The organism is Lysobacter sp. P5_B12, from assembly GCF_056400425.1.
In genome coordinates, this window is the sequence record NZ_JBFULG010000013.1 from 18,085 (window position 1) to 33,501 (window position 15,417).

Annotated in this window: 16 protein-coding genes; 9 read left to right on the plus strand and 7 right to left on the minus strand. The window is 67.8% G+C overall.

Going from position 1 to position 15,417, the window contains the following annotated elements; translation table 11 throughout:
- Window positions 1-163: 163 nt before the first annotated feature.
- The 3 genes from AC1DOM_RS15805 (at window position 164) to AC1DOM_RS15815 (ending at window position 1,656) form a co-directional block, all read left to right on the plus strand.
- On the plus strand, window positions 164-604 hold the full coding sequence (locus AC1DOM_RS15805) for a hypothetical protein (RefSeq protein WP_498965009.1): 441 nt from the start codon (window positions 164-166) through the stop codon (window positions 602-604).
- A 102-nt stretch (window positions 605-706) separates the two neighbouring features.
- Window positions 707-1,168 carry a hypothetical protein gene (locus AC1DOM_RS15810; protein ID WP_498965011.1) on the plus strand — a complete coding sequence of 154 codons (462 nt, stop codon included), beginning with the start codon at window positions 707-709 and terminating at the stop codon, window positions 1,166-1,168.
- Window positions 1,165-1,656 (plus strand): hypothetical protein, encoded by a 492-nt coding sequence (locus tag AC1DOM_RS15815; protein WP_498965013.1) that lies wholly within the window; start codon window positions 1,165-1,167, stop codon window positions 1,654-1,656. The genes AC1DOM_RS15810 and AC1DOM_RS15815 overlap by 4 nt, the downstream gene beginning before the upstream one ends.
- 12 nt (window positions 1,657-1,668) lie before the next feature.
- Here AC1DOM_RS15815 and AC1DOM_RS15820 read toward each other — a convergent pair whose 3' ends face one another.
- Both AC1DOM_RS15820 and AC1DOM_RS15825 read right to left on the minus strand, forming a co-directional pair.
- The gene (locus AC1DOM_RS15820) at window positions 1,669-3,111 is read right to left on the minus strand and encodes an NAD(P)(+) transhydrogenase (Re/Si-specific) subunit beta (RefSeq protein WP_498965077.1); all 1,443 of its coding nucleotides are present in this window, start codon (window positions 3,109-3,111) and stop codon (window positions 1,669-1,671) included.
- Window positions 3,111-3,413: an NAD(P) transhydrogenase subunit alpha part 2 gene (locus tag AC1DOM_RS15825; protein WP_498965015.1), complete on the minus strand. Its 303-nt coding sequence runs from the start codon at window positions 3,411-3,413 to the stop codon at window positions 3,111-3,113. The genes AC1DOM_RS15820 and AC1DOM_RS15825 overlap by 1 nt, the downstream gene beginning before the upstream one ends.
- A 171-nt stretch (window positions 3,414-3,584) precedes the next feature.
- Here AC1DOM_RS15825 and AC1DOM_RS15830 point away from each other — a divergent pair, with 171 nt between their 5' ends.
- The 3 genes from AC1DOM_RS15830 to AC1DOM_RS15840 are packed head-to-tail and all read left to right on the plus strand — an operon-like array spanning window position 3,585 to window position 5,021.
- A complete protein-coding gene (locus AC1DOM_RS15830) occupies window positions 3,585-4,196 on the plus strand; it encodes an RNA polymerase sigma factor (RefSeq protein WP_498965017.1) in 612 nt (203 codons plus the stop codon).
- A complete protein-coding gene (locus AC1DOM_RS15835) occupies window positions 4,193-4,594 on the plus strand; it encodes a hypothetical protein (protein ID WP_498965019.1) in 402 nt (133 codons plus the stop codon). Before AC1DOM_RS15830 ends, AC1DOM_RS15835 begins: the two co-directional genes overlap by 4 nt.
- A 4-nt stretch (window positions 4,595-4,598) precedes the next feature.
- Window positions 4,599-5,021, plus strand: a complete 423-nt coding sequence (locus AC1DOM_RS15840; protein ID WP_498965021.1) for a DUF3106 domain-containing protein — start codon at window positions 4,599-4,601, stop codon at window positions 5,019-5,021.
- Window positions 5,022-5,247: 226 nt separating this feature from the next.
- Here the strand turns inward: AC1DOM_RS15840 and AC1DOM_RS15845 are convergent, their stop codons facing one another.
- Together AC1DOM_RS15845 and AC1DOM_RS15850 are read right to left on the minus strand one after the other, a co-directional pair.
- Window positions 5,248-6,348, minus strand: coding sequence for an NAD(P) transhydrogenase subunit alpha (locus AC1DOM_RS15845; RefSeq protein WP_498965023.1), 1,101 nt, complete (start codon window positions 6,346-6,348; stop codon window positions 5,248-5,250).
- A gap of 63 nt (window positions 6,349-6,411) precedes the next feature.
- Window positions 6,412-8,586, minus strand: a complete 2,175-nt coding sequence (locus AC1DOM_RS15850; protein ID WP_498965025.1) for a DUF1631 family protein — start codon at window positions 8,584-8,586, stop codon at window positions 6,412-6,414.
- 104 nt (window positions 8,587-8,690) lie between these two features.
- On the opposite strand from AC1DOM_RS15850, the gene AC1DOM_RS15855 reads away from it, so the two are divergent.
- Genes AC1DOM_RS15855 through AC1DOM_RS15865 form a run of 3 tightly spaced genes read left to right on the plus strand, consistent with a single transcriptional unit; the run spans window position 8,691 to window position 10,774 of the window.
- Entirely contained in the window at window positions 8,691-9,284 is a 594-nt protein-coding gene (locus tag AC1DOM_RS15855; RefSeq protein ID WP_498965027.1) for a nitroreductase family protein, read from the plus strand.
- On the plus strand, window positions 9,281-10,207 hold the full coding sequence (locus AC1DOM_RS15860) for a 5'-3' exonuclease (protein WP_498965028.1): 927 nt from the start codon (window positions 9,281-9,283) through the stop codon (window positions 10,205-10,207). The genes AC1DOM_RS15855 and AC1DOM_RS15860 overlap by 4 nt, the downstream gene beginning before the upstream one ends.
- Before the next feature lie 9 nt (window positions 10,208-10,216).
- Entirely contained in the window at window positions 10,217-10,774 is a 558-nt protein-coding gene (locus AC1DOM_RS15865) for an NUDIX hydrolase (RefSeq protein WP_498965030.1), read from the plus strand.
- 42 nt (window positions 10,775-10,816) lie between these two features.
- On the opposite strand, the gene pip is transcribed toward AC1DOM_RS15865, so the two are convergent.
- Genes pip through AC1DOM_RS15880 form a run of 3 tightly spaced genes read right to left on the minus strand, consistent with a single transcriptional unit; the run spans window position 10,817 to window position 15,397 of the window.
- Window positions 10,817-11,758, minus strand: a complete 942-nt coding sequence (gene pip / locus AC1DOM_RS15870) for a prolyl aminopeptidase (protein WP_498965079.1) — start codon at window positions 11,756-11,758, stop codon at window positions 10,817-10,819.
- Between the two features lie 47 nt (window positions 11,759-11,805).
- Window positions 11,806-12,654 carry a peptide chain release factor N(5)-glutamine methyltransferase gene (prmC, locus tag AC1DOM_RS15875; protein ID WP_498965032.1) on the minus strand — a complete coding sequence of 283 codons (849 nt, stop codon included), beginning with the start codon at window positions 12,652-12,654 and terminating at the stop codon, window positions 11,806-11,808.
- A gap of 46 nt (window positions 12,655-12,700) precedes the next feature.
- The gene (locus AC1DOM_RS15880) at window positions 12,701-15,397 is read right to left on the minus strand and encodes a M1 family metallopeptidase (protein ID WP_498965034.1); all 2,697 of its coding nucleotides are present in this window, start codon (window positions 15,395-15,397) and stop codon (window positions 12,701-12,703) included.
- Window positions 15,398-15,417: the final 20 nt, after the last annotated feature.

Here is a 15,417-nt window from a genome sequence, read left to right on the forward strand (position 1 = left end):
GGCCCCATTCCGGCCCGGTCGATTGGCCCTTGCCAGTGCCAATCCACGGGCGTGTGATGAGGCCAATCCTGCCTGCACGAGGTCCGCCATGCACGTTCGGTCCGCCTGGTCCCACGCCCCGGTCCTTTCTGCAGCGCCCCGCGCTTGGCCCGCCTGGGCGTCCATGGCGCTCGGCGGCAGCGCATTTGCGCTGGCTGACCTGGCCTTCGCCTCCCTGTACTGGTTCCTGTATGCGGGCGTCCCGCCGGTGCGCATCGGGCAAGGCATCGCCTCGTGGGTCGTCGGTTCGCATGCCGCGCACGCCGGTGGCGTCGATTCGGCGATTGCCGGCGCGTTGCTGTATTGCGCGACGGTCGCGGCGATGGTCGCCGGCTACATGCGGCTGACGACGCGCTGGCCGCAGTTGCATCGACATGCGTGGATCGCCGGCAGTGCGTACGGCATGGCGATGTATGGCCTGTTGTTCGAAGTGATCGTGCCGTACTTCTCGGCGGCGACCGCGCGCACCAGCAGCGCGCCGCTGTCGTGGACGATCGCTTGCCTGGCGACGTTCGCGGGCATCGGGATCGGCTGCGCCGTGATCGCACGCGCGCACGCACGTTGATTGGTTCCCTCGCGCGCCGCGCAGGCGGTGCTCGCGGGGGACCACGTGCAAGACCAAGCATGCGTTCCACCGGCGATCGGTTCGCCGGATTCGGAGACAGCCATGACGCATGCAATCCGCTTCGCGGTGGCGCTGTGCACACTCGCCATCGCACCTGCGGCCTTCGCCGGCCCGCAGGAAAACTGCAAGTCCATCCACGCCGACATGACCGAGGTGCGCGTCACCACGGGATGCGATGCCGGCGAACCCTCGTGCTTCCTCGGTGAAGTGGAAGGCAACCACGGATTCCGCGGCACATCGCACTTCCGCGCCGACGGCGTGGGCACGCCCGCGTCCACCTCGCCCGAGTGGACGCCCTACAGCGGTCCGTTCCGCTACGAATTGCGCGACGGCACCCTGGTCATGCGCGAAGCAGGTATCACCGGCACGGGCCGCGTGATCGCGCACCACGCGGTGGTCTCGGGCACGGGCCGCTACGCGGGCGCCACCGGCGAATTGTTCGTCTTCGGCACGACCGGTCCGGTGGTCACCACCGAAATCACCGGAACGCTCTGCACGCAATGACGCGACTGTACGCCGACCTGCAGGTTTCCCCACCCCGCCTCCAACTCCCCCGCGCACTGTTGGGCGGGTTGGCGGTGGGGACTTTCGACCTGGTGTTCGCCTGCACGTGGTGGGCGGTCGCAGCGTCGGTGCCGCCGGTGCGCATCTTCCAGTCGATCGCCGCCGGCGTGTACGGCGATGCGAGTTTCGATGGCGGGCTGCGCACCGCGGCGGTCGGCGTGATCGCGCACTATTTCATCGCCGCGTGCATGGTGCTCGCCTATGCGCTGGTCGCCTCGCGTTCGCCGTCGCTCATGCGGCGCCCCTGGCGCTGGGGACCGGCGTACGGCCTGTGCCTGTACGCGGCGATGAATTTCGTGGTCGTGCCGCTGTCGGCGGCCGGGCCTTCGCCGATCCGCTTCACGGCGTGGACGGTGGCGAGCATCCTCGTGCACGTGTCGATCGGCATCGCGTGCGCGTTCATCGCGCGCAGCGCGTTGCGTCATTGAGTTCTGCGGCGGTCAGTGACCGCCGCCGTCCAGCGCCTTGAGCTCGCTGACCAGCGCACTCGCCATTTCCGCGCCGTCGCCGTAGAGCATGCGCGTGTTATCGGCGTAGAACAGCGCATTCTCGATGCCCGCGAAGCCCGTGCCCTTGCCGCGTTTGATCACCACCGTCTGCTTGCTCTGGTTCACGTCGAGGATCGGCATGCCGTAGATCGGCGAGGCCGGGTCGGTCTTCGCGACGGGATTGACGACGTCGTTCGCGCCGATGACCAGCGAGACATCGGTGTTCGGGAATTCGGGGTTGATGTCGTCCATGTCCGCGATGAGGTCGTAGGGCACGCCGGCTTCGGCGAGCAGCACGTTCATGTGGCCCGGCATGCGGCCGGCGACGGGATGGATGGCGAACTTCACCTTGACGCCGCGCGCGATGAGCCGCTGCGTGAGTTCCCAGATCTTGTGCTGCGCCTGCGCGACGGCCATGCCGTAGCCGGGCACGATCACCACGCGTTCGGCGTAGGCCATCATCGCGGCGACGTCGCCCGCTTCGATCGGCTTCTGGGTGCCCGAGATTTCCTGCGCTTCGCCGGTCGCGCCGAAATTCGAGAACAACACGTTGGTGATCTTGCGGTTCATCGCCTTGGCCATCAGGCGCGTGAGCAGCATGCCCGCCGCGCCGACCATCGTGCCGGCGATGATCAGCGCCTGGTTGCCGAGGACGTAGCCCTCGAAGGCGACGGCCAGGCCGGTGAAGGCGTTGTAGAGCGAGATGACGACGGGCATGTCGGCGCCGCCGATGGGGAGCGTCATGAGCACGCCCACGGCGAGCGCGGCGACGAAGAACGCGACGACCCACGTCCGGTCGATGAAATGATCGGCGAGGAAGCCGTGCAACATCATGACGCCGAGCACGACGGCGCAGAGGAACAAGACCAGATTGACGACCTGCTGTCCCGGGAACGTGTAACGCTTGTCCATGCGCCCGTCGAGCTTCGCCCACGCGATGATCGAACCGGTCAACGAAACAGCACCGATCAGCGCGCCAAGCAGCGCCAGGCCGACTTGCAGCCCGTCGACGTTGATGACGCGCAGGGTCACGTCTCCCATGCGCTGCCCCGGCTCGCCGAGCTTCAGCAACTCCACCGCACCGATCGCCGCCGCCGATCCACCGCCCATGCCGTTGAACAACGCGACCATCTGCGGCATGTCGGTGATCGCCACGCGCTTGCCCCACACCCACGCGACGACGGTGCCGAGCACGAGCGCGATCACGATCAGCGCCAGGTTGTGCAACCCGGGCAACACGAACGTCGCCACGGTCGCGATCACCATGCCCACGCCCGCCCACTGGATGCCGCTGCGCGCGGTCACCGGCGAGGCCATGCGTTGCAGGCCGAGCAGGAACAGGGTGGCGGCGACGAGGTAGCTCGTCGCGGCGAGGAGCGTCTGCCAGGACGCCATCACGGCTTGGCCTCCGGCTTCTTGCTCGCCTTGAACAGTTCGAGCATGCGTTCGGTCACCACGTAGCCGCCGGCCGCGTTGCCTGCGCCCAGGAGCACCGCGACGAACCCGATCGCCTTCTCCAGCGTCGTGTCGGCGTGGCCGAGCACGACCATCGCGCCGATGAGCACGATGCCGTGGATGAAGTTCGAGCCCGACATCAGGGGCGTATGCAGGATCACCGGGACCCGGGAAATGATCACGTGGCCCGCGATGGCGGCCAGCATGAAGATGTAGAGCACCACGAACCCGTCCGCCGCCATGCCGTCTGCCCCAGTCGTCGTGTGCGGCCATCATAACGACAGGTGAACCCGGCGCGCGCCGGGTCAACGCCCCGGCCGCGGCCGCGTTCCCCACCTCGCAGGCGGTGCGGGCGGCCTGGCCAACCGGCCGGATCCTCCGGGCCGCCACCACCGGCCGACCGACCGACTGCTATGTTCCTTCGAGTGACCGACGATGCCGACGATCCGATGACCGCCTTCCCGGCAGTCGACGCGCCCGTGCGCGACGCGGCGCGGCCGCGCACGCTCGAAGCCTTCCTCGATGGCATCGCGCCGCGCGCGTTCCGTTTCGCCGAACTGGGCCTGCGCCATCGCGACGACGCGCTGGATGTCGTGCAGGACGCGATGCTGAAAATGCTGGGCTATGCCGACAAACCGCCGGAAGAATGGACGCCGTTGTTCTGGAGCGTCCTGCGCAGCCGCATCGTCGATGCGCAGCGCCGCCGCAGCTTCCGCCTGCGTTGGCTGCGACCGCAGTCGAGCCACGCCGACGAAGACCCGATCGACTGGAGCGAACGCGTCCCCACGCTCGATCCCGAATCCGATCCTTCCCGCAAGCACGACAGCCGCGAAGCCTATGCCCGCATCGCACAGGCGGTGCGCGCATTGCCGGCTCGCCAACGCGAAGCCTTCACCCTGCGCGTGATCGAAGAACTCGACGTCGCGACCACCGCACGCGTGATGGGGTGCAGCGAAGGGGCGGTGAAAACACATTTGTTCCGCGCCCGCGAAGCCTTGCAGGCGCAACTGGAGGAATTCGCATGAACATCGGCGAAAAAAACAAGCAGGACGACGCGATCCGCGCATTGCATGCGCAGGCGCTCGACCATCTCTCGCCTCGCGTGCGCGCGCAATTGCAGCAGCGCCGCAACAAGGCGCTGCGTGGCGAAAGCGTGCAGGCGCCCGCATCGAAATGGCGCCTGGCGATCCCGCTCGCGGCCGCGGCCACGGTGGGCGCGCTCGTGCTCGGCATGCAGCTGCGTTCGCTGCCGCCGACGACGCACGCACCGATGGTCGCAGCCGTGCAACCGGCTTCGAACAGCACCGCTTCGACCAGCGCGACGACGAACGAGGATCCCCTCATCGCTTCGACGCTCGAAGAAAACCCCGATCTCTACGTGTGGCTGGCGTCCGACGACGCCGCCCTGATGGCCATGGAGTAATCCGATGATCCGCCGCCACCCCTGGCTCGCCCTGCTCCTGCTGCTCGCGGCGCCTGCGTTCGCGCAACAGACGGCCGCGCCCGCGCCTGCCCCTGCGCAATGGGAGCAACTTTCCCCGGCCGAACGCGACATGCTCATCGCACCCATCCGCGATCGCTGGAACAACGCCGACGCCGACCAGCGCCGGCGCATGCTCGAGCACGCGCGCCGGTGGACGACGATGACGCCCGAACAGCGCGAAGCCGCGCACAAGGGCATGCGTCGTTGGGATCACCTTTCGCCCGACCAGCGCGATCAGGCGCGCGAGCTGTTCGAGCGCATGCGTTCGATGCCGCCGGAGGAGCGTCATGCGCTCAAGGAAAAGTGGCACGACATGACGCCGGAGCAGCGGAAGGCTTGGCTGGATGCGCATCCGCCGAAGGATTGACGCGTCTCAAGGGGCTACACCCTCTGCTTTCGCGCCGCCCGAACGTTGTGAGTTCCAAATTTTTTTGGGAAAAAAATTTGAAACTCACAACGCTGGGGCATCACCTTTCGTGCGTTGGCTCTCGATCGGGGGCTTCGCCCGGGCATTTGCTTTGCCGGTGCGAAGCAAGCTTCGCACTGCCCCGATCGTTGTCGAAGCAGCAGCCATCTCGGCTGCGCTGTGCGCCTTACGCCGGTGTTGCACGCTCCGGCCAAACGGTCTTCGCAAGCAACTCATCGCCCCAATCGAACGCGAGCGCACCGTCCTTCAACAACAGGGCAACGAAGTTGTAGACGTTGCGCGCGTACATCTCGCTCGCGTGCAGCGCGCCCATGCTCGCGAGGTTCAACGGCCCCGCGATGACCACGCCGTTGCTGTCGATCGTCTCGCCCGGTTGCGTCAGTTCGCAGTTGCCGCCGGTTTCCGCCGCGAGATCGACGATCACGCTGCCCGGGCGCATGCCCGCGACCATCGCGGCCGTCACGATCTTCGGCGCCGGTCGGCCCGGCACGGCCGCCGTGCAGACGACGACGTCGATGTTCTTCAGGTATTCGCCAAGGCGCCGTTGCTGTTCGGCGCGTTCTTCTTCGGTGAGTTGGCGTGCGTAGCCGCCTTCGCCCGCAGCGCTGACGCCGAGGTCGAGGAACTTGCCGCCAAGCGATTCGATCTGTTCGCGCGTTTCGGGCCGCACGTCGAAGCCTTCAACCTGCGCGCCGAGGCGCTTGGCGGTCGCCACCGCCTGCAGGCCCGCCACGCCCGCGCCGACGATCAGCACGCGCGAGGGGCGGATCGTGCCCGCGGCGGTGGTCAGCATCGGGAAGAAGCGCGGGGTGAGCTGCGCGGCGATCAGCACGGCCTTGTAACCGGCCATGCCGGCCTGCGAGCTCAGTACGTCCATCGCCTGCGCGCGCGTGGTGCGCGGCAAACGTTCCAGCGGGAAGGCGAGCAACTTGCGCGCCTGGATCTGCGCGCCGCGCGCGGCGTCGCCCTGCGGTTGCAGCAGGCCGACGAGGACCGCGCCTTCTTTCAACTGCGACAGGCGCACCGCATCGGGCGGCTGCACGCACAAGACGACATCGGCGGCGCCGAGCGCGTGGTGACCGTCGTCGACCACCTGCGCGCCTGCTTCGCTGTAATCGGCATCGGGAAACCCGGCGGACGCGCCGGCGCCGCGCTCGATGCGGACGTTCGCGCCGAGCTTCACGAGTTTCCTGCAGGTTTCGGGTGTCAGCGCGACGCGCCGCTCACCGTGCGCGGTTTCCCGCGCGACTCCCACTTCGACCGTCATCGATCCGCCTCGGGTTCCAGGTGCGCCGCTGCATCCTAGCGCGACGCACCGGCCTTGCGCGGATCAGTTCTGCCCGACGGCCCGGTTGAGGCGCGCGCGCATCTGGCGCATGGCCTCGTCGAAGGGCGCTTGCTCGGTGCCCGCGACCAGGCGGCCTTCGGCGACCAGCGCCGCGAGTTGCTCGGCCGAAGCGACGAGCACGCGCGCGCCGCGGCGGTTGACGAGCAGGAAGCGGCCACTCAGCGGGCTGACCCAGGCGACCTTCGCCGCCACGTGTTCGCCCTGCTGGTCGAGCAGGCGCAGCCATTCGCCGGGGGCGAGCAGGCGCATGCGCTGGGCGACTTCCGGATCGAAGTCCAGGCCCGCATGGCCACCGACCACGCGCAGCGCGCCCTGCTCCGAATCGTCGTCGGCGACGACCGGCGGCGGGAGATTACGCACCATGCGCGGCAAATCGGGCTGCGCGAGCGCACGCACGACGCCGGCGAGCCAGTCGTTCGCACCGTGTTCGTCGTGGCCGCAGGCCACCAGGCATTCGACGATGGCCGGCTGCAGCGCGATCAGGCGATCGGCCACGACGCCACCGCGCGCCTGCGCGGACAGGCCGTCGACGACGATCAGCGCATCGGCGAGCGCGAGGACATCGGCGTGCTTCGGCGATTCGCGGCCTTCGCGCAGCAGCGTCTGCAACAGATGGTGCTGCCAATGTTCGACGAGGAATTCGGCGACCGCTTCGGTCAGCGGCGTGCGCAGGCGCTGGTTGAGCGCCGCGCCGGCCTGCAGGCGCGCCTGCAGCAGGCGTTCCTTGCCGTGCACGGCTTCGGCCGCGCGCTTTTCGAGCATGTCCACGCGCTTGCGCTGCTGGTCGAGCAGCGCTTCGAGTTCGGCGCTGGCCAGGGCGAAGATCTCGAGGTCTTCGTTGTAATCGGCCACGATGCGCTGCGCGATGCCGGCGGCGCGTTCGAGCAGTTCGCGATCCTGCGGCGTGGCGCCGTCGTTGCCTTCGCAGGCTTCGGTGATCGTGTCGAACAGGCGACGCGCGGGATGGTCGCGGCGCAGGAACAGGCCGTCGTCGCTGAGCGCCACCTTCACGTAGGGCAGCACCAGGCGCGCATAGACGCGGCGCGCGCGGTCGAGCATCGCGTGGGTCTGGAACAGCGATTCGAACAACAGGCCGACCAGGTCGATCGCATCGTTCTCCTGCGCGCCGATCTGCGTCTGGTCCGGGTCCAAGCCGAGGCGACGCGCGCCTTCGGTCAATTGGTCGCGAATCGCGTCGGCCAGCGAACCGGCACCGGCGAGCGCACGCGCATAGGGCTCCGGCCCGTCGCGCTGCAGCAAGGAGGTCACGCTGATGACTTCGGCCGAGCGCAGGTCGCGACGCGGTGCGCCGGAGGCCGATGTGGTGGCGCGCGCCTCCGTGCGGGCGGCGGGCGAGGATCCCTCTCTCCAGGCATGCAACATGGCGCGCAGGTCTCCGAAGCGTTCCATCGCATCGACATCGGGGGAAGCGTGGCGGGCGTTGCCGGGCTGATGCGGCACCGCGGAAATGGAATCGATGTTCTCGGCCGCGGACGCCGTGGCCGGCGCAGGTGTCTGCTTGAGCCCGTAACCGGCCGCCGCGAGCAGCGTGTTGATGCGGCCATACAGGTCGCCCAGCACGCGCGAGAGTTCGTGTTCGTACTGGCGGAACAGCAGCGGGCGCAGCGTTTCGGGCAGGTCGGCGTCGTGGAAGGTCGCGAGGAACGCACCGGCCAGGCGCGTGGCGCCGATCGGGTTGGACGAAGAATTGGCGCCCAGTTCCTGCGCCAGGGCTTCCAGCCGCTGGTCGAGCATCTCCAACTGGCGCACGTAGCGCTGGCCGATGGATTCGGCGAGCTTCTGGCCCGCGTAATGGAAACCCAGGTGGCGGTCTTCGACCAGGCCGAGCTGCTGGCCGTTGCGCATGCGGTTGGGCAGCGCGCGGAAATCCTCGAAGCCCTGCGCGATCAACTGGCGGAAACGCATCACGTTGCCGGCGTTGCGCTGGCGCAGGTTGAGCAGCGCGATGTGGTCGCCGCGGCGGATCTGGATCAGGCCGGCGCGGCGCGCGGCATCATCCAGGGCCTCGGCCACCGGCGCGTACAATGCGCTGGGTACGCCGCCGAGTTGTTCGACGGCCAGGCGCTTCATTTCTTCCAGCACGCCTGCCGGATTGGCCCGCTGCGTGGTGTCCAGCCCCGTTGCCTGCCCCGACATGTCGATCTCCCTGACCGCGACACCATGTGACCAAATGCGACACTGAGGGGCAGCATAGTGTCGCGTTGTGTCAACTCACCTTCGAAATTCCGGTTCTGTGACCCATGTCCCCAGTTGACCCCAAACCATCCGACGAACTGCATTTCCTGAACGCGCGACGGTCGGTGCCGGCCAAGCAATTGGGTGAACCAGGTCCCGATCCGGCCACGTTTGCGCGGATCCTGTCCGCCGCCGTGCGCGTGCCCGACCACGGCAAGCGCGTGCCTTTCCGCTTCATCCGCGTGGCCGGCGACGCGCGCCATGCGCTGGGCGAACGCCTCGCGGCGCGCACGCTCGAACGCGATCCGCAGGCCGGCGAAGGTGCGATCGAAAAAGACCGCAACCGTTTCGCGCATGCGCCGCTGGTGCTGATCGTCGTCGCCAAGCAAGGTCCCGACGAAAAAATCCCCGCTTCCGAACGCTTCAGCGCCGCGTCCTGCGTGTGCTTCGCGTTGTTGCAGGCCGCGCAGGCCTGCGGCTTCGGCGCGCAATGGCTCACGGGCTGGCCGGCCTACGATCCGGCGATCGCGCAGGTCTTCGGCCTGGCGGAAGACGAACACGTCGTCGGCTTCATCCACATCGGCACGCCGAAACTCGACGCACCCGAGCGCGATCGCCCCGATCCGCAAGCACTGCTCACCGACTGGAGCCCCGCATGAACGCACCGGCCTCCGTGCAGCCGCCGCTCTACTTGGTCGACGCGAGCATGTACGTGTTCCGCGCATGGCATTCGATGCCGAACGAATTCCACGACGCCGACGGTTGGCCGACCAACGCCGTCCACGGTTTCGCGCGCTTCCTGCTGGAGCTGCTCGAACGCGAGCGCCCGCGCCAGATCGCCATCGCCTTCGACGAAGCGCTCGACAGTTGTTTCCGAAACGCGCTCTACCCGGCCTACAAGGCCAATCGCGAATCGGCGCCGGAAGAGCTCAAGCGCCAGTTCGCGCATTGCAAAGCCCTGTGCCGCGCGCTCGGCCTGGCCGTGCTCGCGCATTCGGATTACGAAGCGGACGATCTGATCGGCACCGCGGTGCATGTCGGGCGCGCCGCGGGCCACCGCGCGGTGATCGTGTCGGCCGACAAGGATCTCTCGCAATTGCTCGCCGGGCTGGACGAGCAATGGGATTACGCCAAGAACGTGCGCTGGACCATGGCGGGCGTGAAGGATCGACACGGCGTCGAAGCGCACCAGATCGCCGACTACCTCGCGCTGACCGGCGACAGCGTCGACAACATCCCCGGCGTGCCGGGCGTGGGCCCGAAGACCGCGGCGATCCTGCTCGCGCATTTCGGCAGCCTCGATGCGCTGCTCGCGCGCGTGGACGAAGTGCAGTTCCTGCGCATCCGCGGCGCTGCGCAAGTGGCGGTGAAATTGCGCGCGAACAAGGAACAGGCGCTGCTCTGGCGCCAGCTGACGACGATCGCACTCGATGCGCCGCTGTCGCACGCCACCTTCCATCGCGGCCAGGCCGACGGCGCGGCGTTGATCGGCCTGTGCGAATCCCTGCGTTTCGGCCCGCTGACGCGTCGCCGGCTGCAGGAAGCCTCCGGCGTGCAGACTTCGGTCACCGTCGCGGGATAGCATCGGGGCATGGACCGCCCGACGAACGACGAAAAAACGACCCTCTGCGAAGGCCAGTGGCTGCGCCTTGTGAAACGCGGCCATTGGGAATCGTGCGAACGCACGCACGGCGACGGCATGGCGGTGATCATCGTCGCGGCCACGCCCGAGGACGAGGTGTTGTTCGTCGAGCAATACCGCGTACCCCTGGGCTCGAAGACGATCGAGATGCCGGCGGGCCTGGTCGGCGATCAGTCGGGCGACGACACGCTGGAACTGGCGGCGACGCGCGAACTCGAGGAAGAAACCGGTTGGCGGCCTTCGCATGTCGAAGTGTTGCTGGTCGGGCCGACGTCGGCGGGCATGAGCAACGAGCGCATCGCGTTCGTGCGTGCCGAAGGCCTGGTCCGCACCGGGCCGGGCGGTGGCGTCGATGGTGAAGACATCATCGTGCATGCGGTGCCGCGGGCGGGTGCCGCGGCGTGGCTGATGCAGAAATCGCGCGAGGGTTACGAGCTCGATCTGAAGTTGTGGGCGGGGCTTTGGATGCTTGAAAGAAATCCGGATGGTTCGTTGCGAGCCGACTGAACCCCACCCCAGCCCTCCCCTGCCTTCGCAGGGGAGGGAGCATCAGGCGAACTTGTCCGTCGCGCGCACCAGCGCGTCGGTGTTCTCCGGTTCGAAGGCCGAATGGCCCGACGTCGGCGTGATCACCAGCTCCGCGCCAGGCCACGCTTGCTTGAGTTCCCACGCGCTCTTGATCGGGCACACCACGTCGTAACGGCCATGGACGATGACGCCCGGGATCGACGCGATGCGGTGCACGTCGCGCAGCAGCTGGTTTTCGTCTTCGAAGAACCCGCCGTTGACGAAGTAATGGTTTTCGATGCGCGCGAAGGCCAGCGCGAATTCCGGCTCGTCGTGGCCGCTGATGAAATCCGGGTCCATGCGCAGGAAACTCGTCGCGCCCTCCCACACGCTCCACGCGCGCGCGGCGGCCAGGCGCGTCGCCTCGTCCTCGCTGGTCAGGCGACGGTGGTAGGCGCTCATCATGTCGTGCCGTTCCACCGGTGGAATCGCCGCGAGATAGTGTTCCCACACATCGGGGAACAGGCGCGAGGCGCCCTCCTGGTAGAACCACTCCAGCTCCCAGCGGCGCAGCATGAAGATGCCGCGCAGCACCAGTTCGGTCACGCGCTCGGGATGTTTTTCGGCGTAGGCCAGCGCGAGCGTCGAACCCCACGAACCCCCGAACACCTGCCAGCGATCGATGCGCAACTTTTCGCGCAGCGTTTCGATGTCGGCGACCAGGTGCCAGGTCGTGTTGTCGACCAGATCCGCGTGCGGCGTCGAACGCCCGCTGCCGCGCTGGTCGTACAACACGATTCGATATTTCTTCGGATCGTGGAAGCGACGCATCTTGTCGCTGCAACCGCCGCCCGGCCCGCCGTGCAACATCACGACGGGCTTGCCGTCGGGATTGCCGCACTGTTCGTAATACATCGTGTGGCGCGCGTCGAGCTTCAGCGTGCCGGTGTCGAACGGCTGGAGGTCGGGATACAGTTCGCGCAACATGATCGGCCTCCGCCGCTGGGCAAGATCCAGGTGAGGCTGGGAGTCTAGCCCAGCGATGGTCCGCCGGGTTTGATGCCGCTGGTCACGCGTTCGCGGCGTTCCATGTCCAGGCCCGTGTCGATGTCGATCAAGCCCGCTTGCGTGAACAACGCGCGCACCGCGGCGCCCTGGTCGCGGCCGTGTTCGATGAGCAACGCACCGCCGGGCCTGAGGTGCGCGGGCGCGGTGCGCACGATGTCGCGGATCGCATCGAGGCCGTCGTGGCCGGACGACAACGCGGACGCCGGTTCATAGCGCAACGCATCCAGGTGCAGGTCGCCCAGCGCGATGTACGGCGGATTGCTCGCGATGGCGTCGAACAAACCATCGCCCAGCGGTTCGCACCAATGGCCGTTGCGGAATTCGACGTTGGTCAACCGCAATGCGCGTGCGTTGGATTGCGCGACTTCGAGCGCGGCGGCACTGTCGTCGACGGCGATGATCTCCGCGCGCGGCCGTTCGTAGGCGATGGCCAGCGCGATCGCGCCGCTGCCGGTTCCAAGATCGGCGACGCGAATGACGTCTTCGCGCGAGAGGTGCGCGAGGGCGAGTTCGACGAGGAGTTCGGTTTCCGGACGCGGGACCAACGTATCGGGCGTGACCTGGAGTTCGAAACGCCAGAAGCCCTTGCGACCGGTGAGATAGGCGAGCGGTTCGCCGGCGATGCGCCGTGCGAGCAGCGATGCGTAGCGTTGCGCGGCATCGTCGGCGACGGGATCGTCGCCGCGTGCGTACAACCAGCTGCGCGATTTGCCGAGCACGAAGGCGAGGAGCCATTCGGCGTCGGCGTGTTCGACCTTCGCGCGCGCGTCCTTCAGCAGGTCGTCGACGCGAACGGGGGAAGGGTCGGCCATGGGGCGCATCCTAACCAAGATGCGCCCCATGCCGCGCGTGCCTTCCTTACTTTTTCGCCTTCGGTGCTTCGAAGGCCAGCGGCATGCCCTTGCGGGCCGTCTTCTGCGCCGAGCACAGGCGGATCGCTTCGGCGGTCTGCTTGAGCTCCAGCGGGCCGCCTTCGATCGACTTCATGCGATCGGCGAAGCGCGACTCGACATCGGCCGCTTCCGAATCGCTGCACATGCCCGCCGAGTACAGGCCGACCAGTGCCGCACCCGCCGGCGCCAGGCGCGCCTCGAGTTCGCTGAAGTGCGAATCCACCCACTGGCGCAGCGCCGGACGCGTCTTCTCGTCGTCGGTCTGGCCGCCGACGATCGGGAAGATCTCGTTGCGGCGGAGCAGGCCCTTTTCGAAGACCAGCGCACGGGCGCGTTCGGTGAGTTGGGCATCCTGGGTCGCGCCCATCGCCGAGAGCAACTGCGAACGGATCGTCGGATCCTGGCTGGCGCGGAAGTGCTTCTCGGCGGCATCGAATGCCGCCTTGCCGCCTTCCTGCACCGCCACTTCCAGCGCGACCGCGCGCAGATCCTTCGGCACCGCGTCGGCGTGCAACTGGCCATCGCCGCCCAGGCCGAGGACCGCACGACCCTGCTTGCCCATTTCGGCGCGCACCTGCGGATCCTTCAGGGTCCCGGCGAAGAAGCCCACGAGCGACGCGCGCAGCAGGCGATCATCGTCGGCCTCGCCGTCCTTCGGCGACAGGCCCAGGCCGGTCAGGCGCGGACGATAGATCTCCGCGGCCTTCGCGCGGAACGCGGTGCGTTCGGCTTCGCTGGTCAGGAGTTGTTCGTCCATCCAGCCGATCGAACCCATGCCGGCGGTGACCGTCTGGCGCACCTGCGCGGTGGTGAACTGCGGCAGCGCGGCGAGCAGTTCCTTCGGCGAGAGCTGGCCCGCGCCGTAAGCCGACGTGACCGAATCGGCGTAGACGCGCTGCTCGCGCTCATCGAGCTTGGCGAACGCATCGGACAGCGACTTCTGGAACTTCGGCTCCAGTGCGAAGCGGTAATAGCCCGCGCCGTGCGCATTCGGCATGACCCACTGCGGGCAGGACGTGGCGTCCTTCAGTTCGAAACGCGCCGACTGGCCCGTGATGATGCCCTTCTGCTCGCGGATCGTGCCGTTGTCCGCATAGCGCACACTCAGCGGGATGCCCCACGTCATGTTCGCGCTGGCCGACGAACCGAGCGGCAGGTAACGCTGCTGCGCGACCACCAGCGCCGGCTTGCCCGCGCCGCATTCGACGGCGACTTTCAGGAAGGGCACGCCCGGCTGGTCGATGAAGCTCTTGAACGCCGCATCGACGGCGACCGGATCGTCGCTCTGCTTCGCCACCGCGGCGATCAGGTCGGCGCTCGTGGCATTGCCGCGCGCGTGGTCGTGCAGATAGTTGCGGATGCCGGTGCGGAACTGGTCCTCGCCGATGTAGCGCTCGAACATGCCGAGCACCGCGCCGCCCTTCTGGTAGGTGATGCCGTCGAAGGCCGACTGGATCTGCGTGAAGTCGTGGATCGGCTCATGGATGCGACGCGTGCTGGACAGGCTGTCGGCGCCCATCGCACCGATCGCGCCTTCGAGCAGGCCGCGGTCGGTATGCGCCTCGGGGCGCAACTGGCCGTGGATCTTGTTGCCCATCCAGGTGGCGAAGGCTTCGTTGAGCCACAGGTCGTCCCACCAGCGCATCGTGACCAGGTCGCCGAACCACTGGTGCGCGAGTTCGTGCGCGCTCACGCCCCAGAACGACTGGCGCTGCGACACCGAGGACTTCTCGTCGGGGAACATCAGGCTGTCGCGGTAGACGATCATGCCCGCGTTCTCCATCGCGCCGGCCCAGAAGTCGGGCGCCGCGACGTTGTCGAGCTTGTCGAAGGGATACGGCGTGCCGAAATAGGTTTCCAGCGCCTTCACGATTTCCGGCGTGTTGGCCAGCGAGTACTGCATGCGGCCGCCCTGCCCCTTCGCCGCCACGCCACGCAGCTTGATCGGCGTGGTGCGCTCGCCGTTCGGGCCGATGTCCGGACCAGCCGGCACATCCCACGGGCCGACGGCGAAGGCGATGAGATAACTGGGCAACGCCTGCGTGCGATTGAAGGTGACCTTCTTCCAACCGCCGGGCAGTTTTTCGGTCTTCGCTTCGGCACTGTTCGCGATGGCGGCGTCGTTCTCCGGAACGATCAGCGTGATGTCCCAGGGCTGCTTGAACGAGGGCTCGTCGAACGACGGGAAGGTGTTGCGCGCACCGATCGGCTCCATCTGCGTCACGACGTAGTCGTTGCCGTCGGGCTTGACGCGATACGCGCCCTGCAACTCGCCGAACGGGGCCTCATACGCGATTTCGATGACCGCCTTGCCCGCCGGGATCTTCTCTGCGGCCTGCATCTTCAGCACGCCCGACACGTCGGCCGGCGTCGCCGTCAGCGCGATGCGCTTCTTGCCGACGATCGCCTCGGCCTTGGAGATCTTCAGATCGCGGCCGTGCATCCAGAACGAATCGGTGGCTTCGGCGACCTGCGCTTCGATGCGCGTGGTGCCGGAGAAGTTGGCCTGCTTCGGATCGAGCTTGAGCTCGAGCGAAACCAGCGACGGCACGACGTTGCGCGGGAGCGGGCCTTGCGGCACGCCGGAGGAATCGGCGGCATGCGCGACGCCGAGCGAGGCGACGAGCGCGGTGGCGAGGAGACTGCGGCGAAGCAAGGGCATCGAGGGTGGCTCCAGGGGCG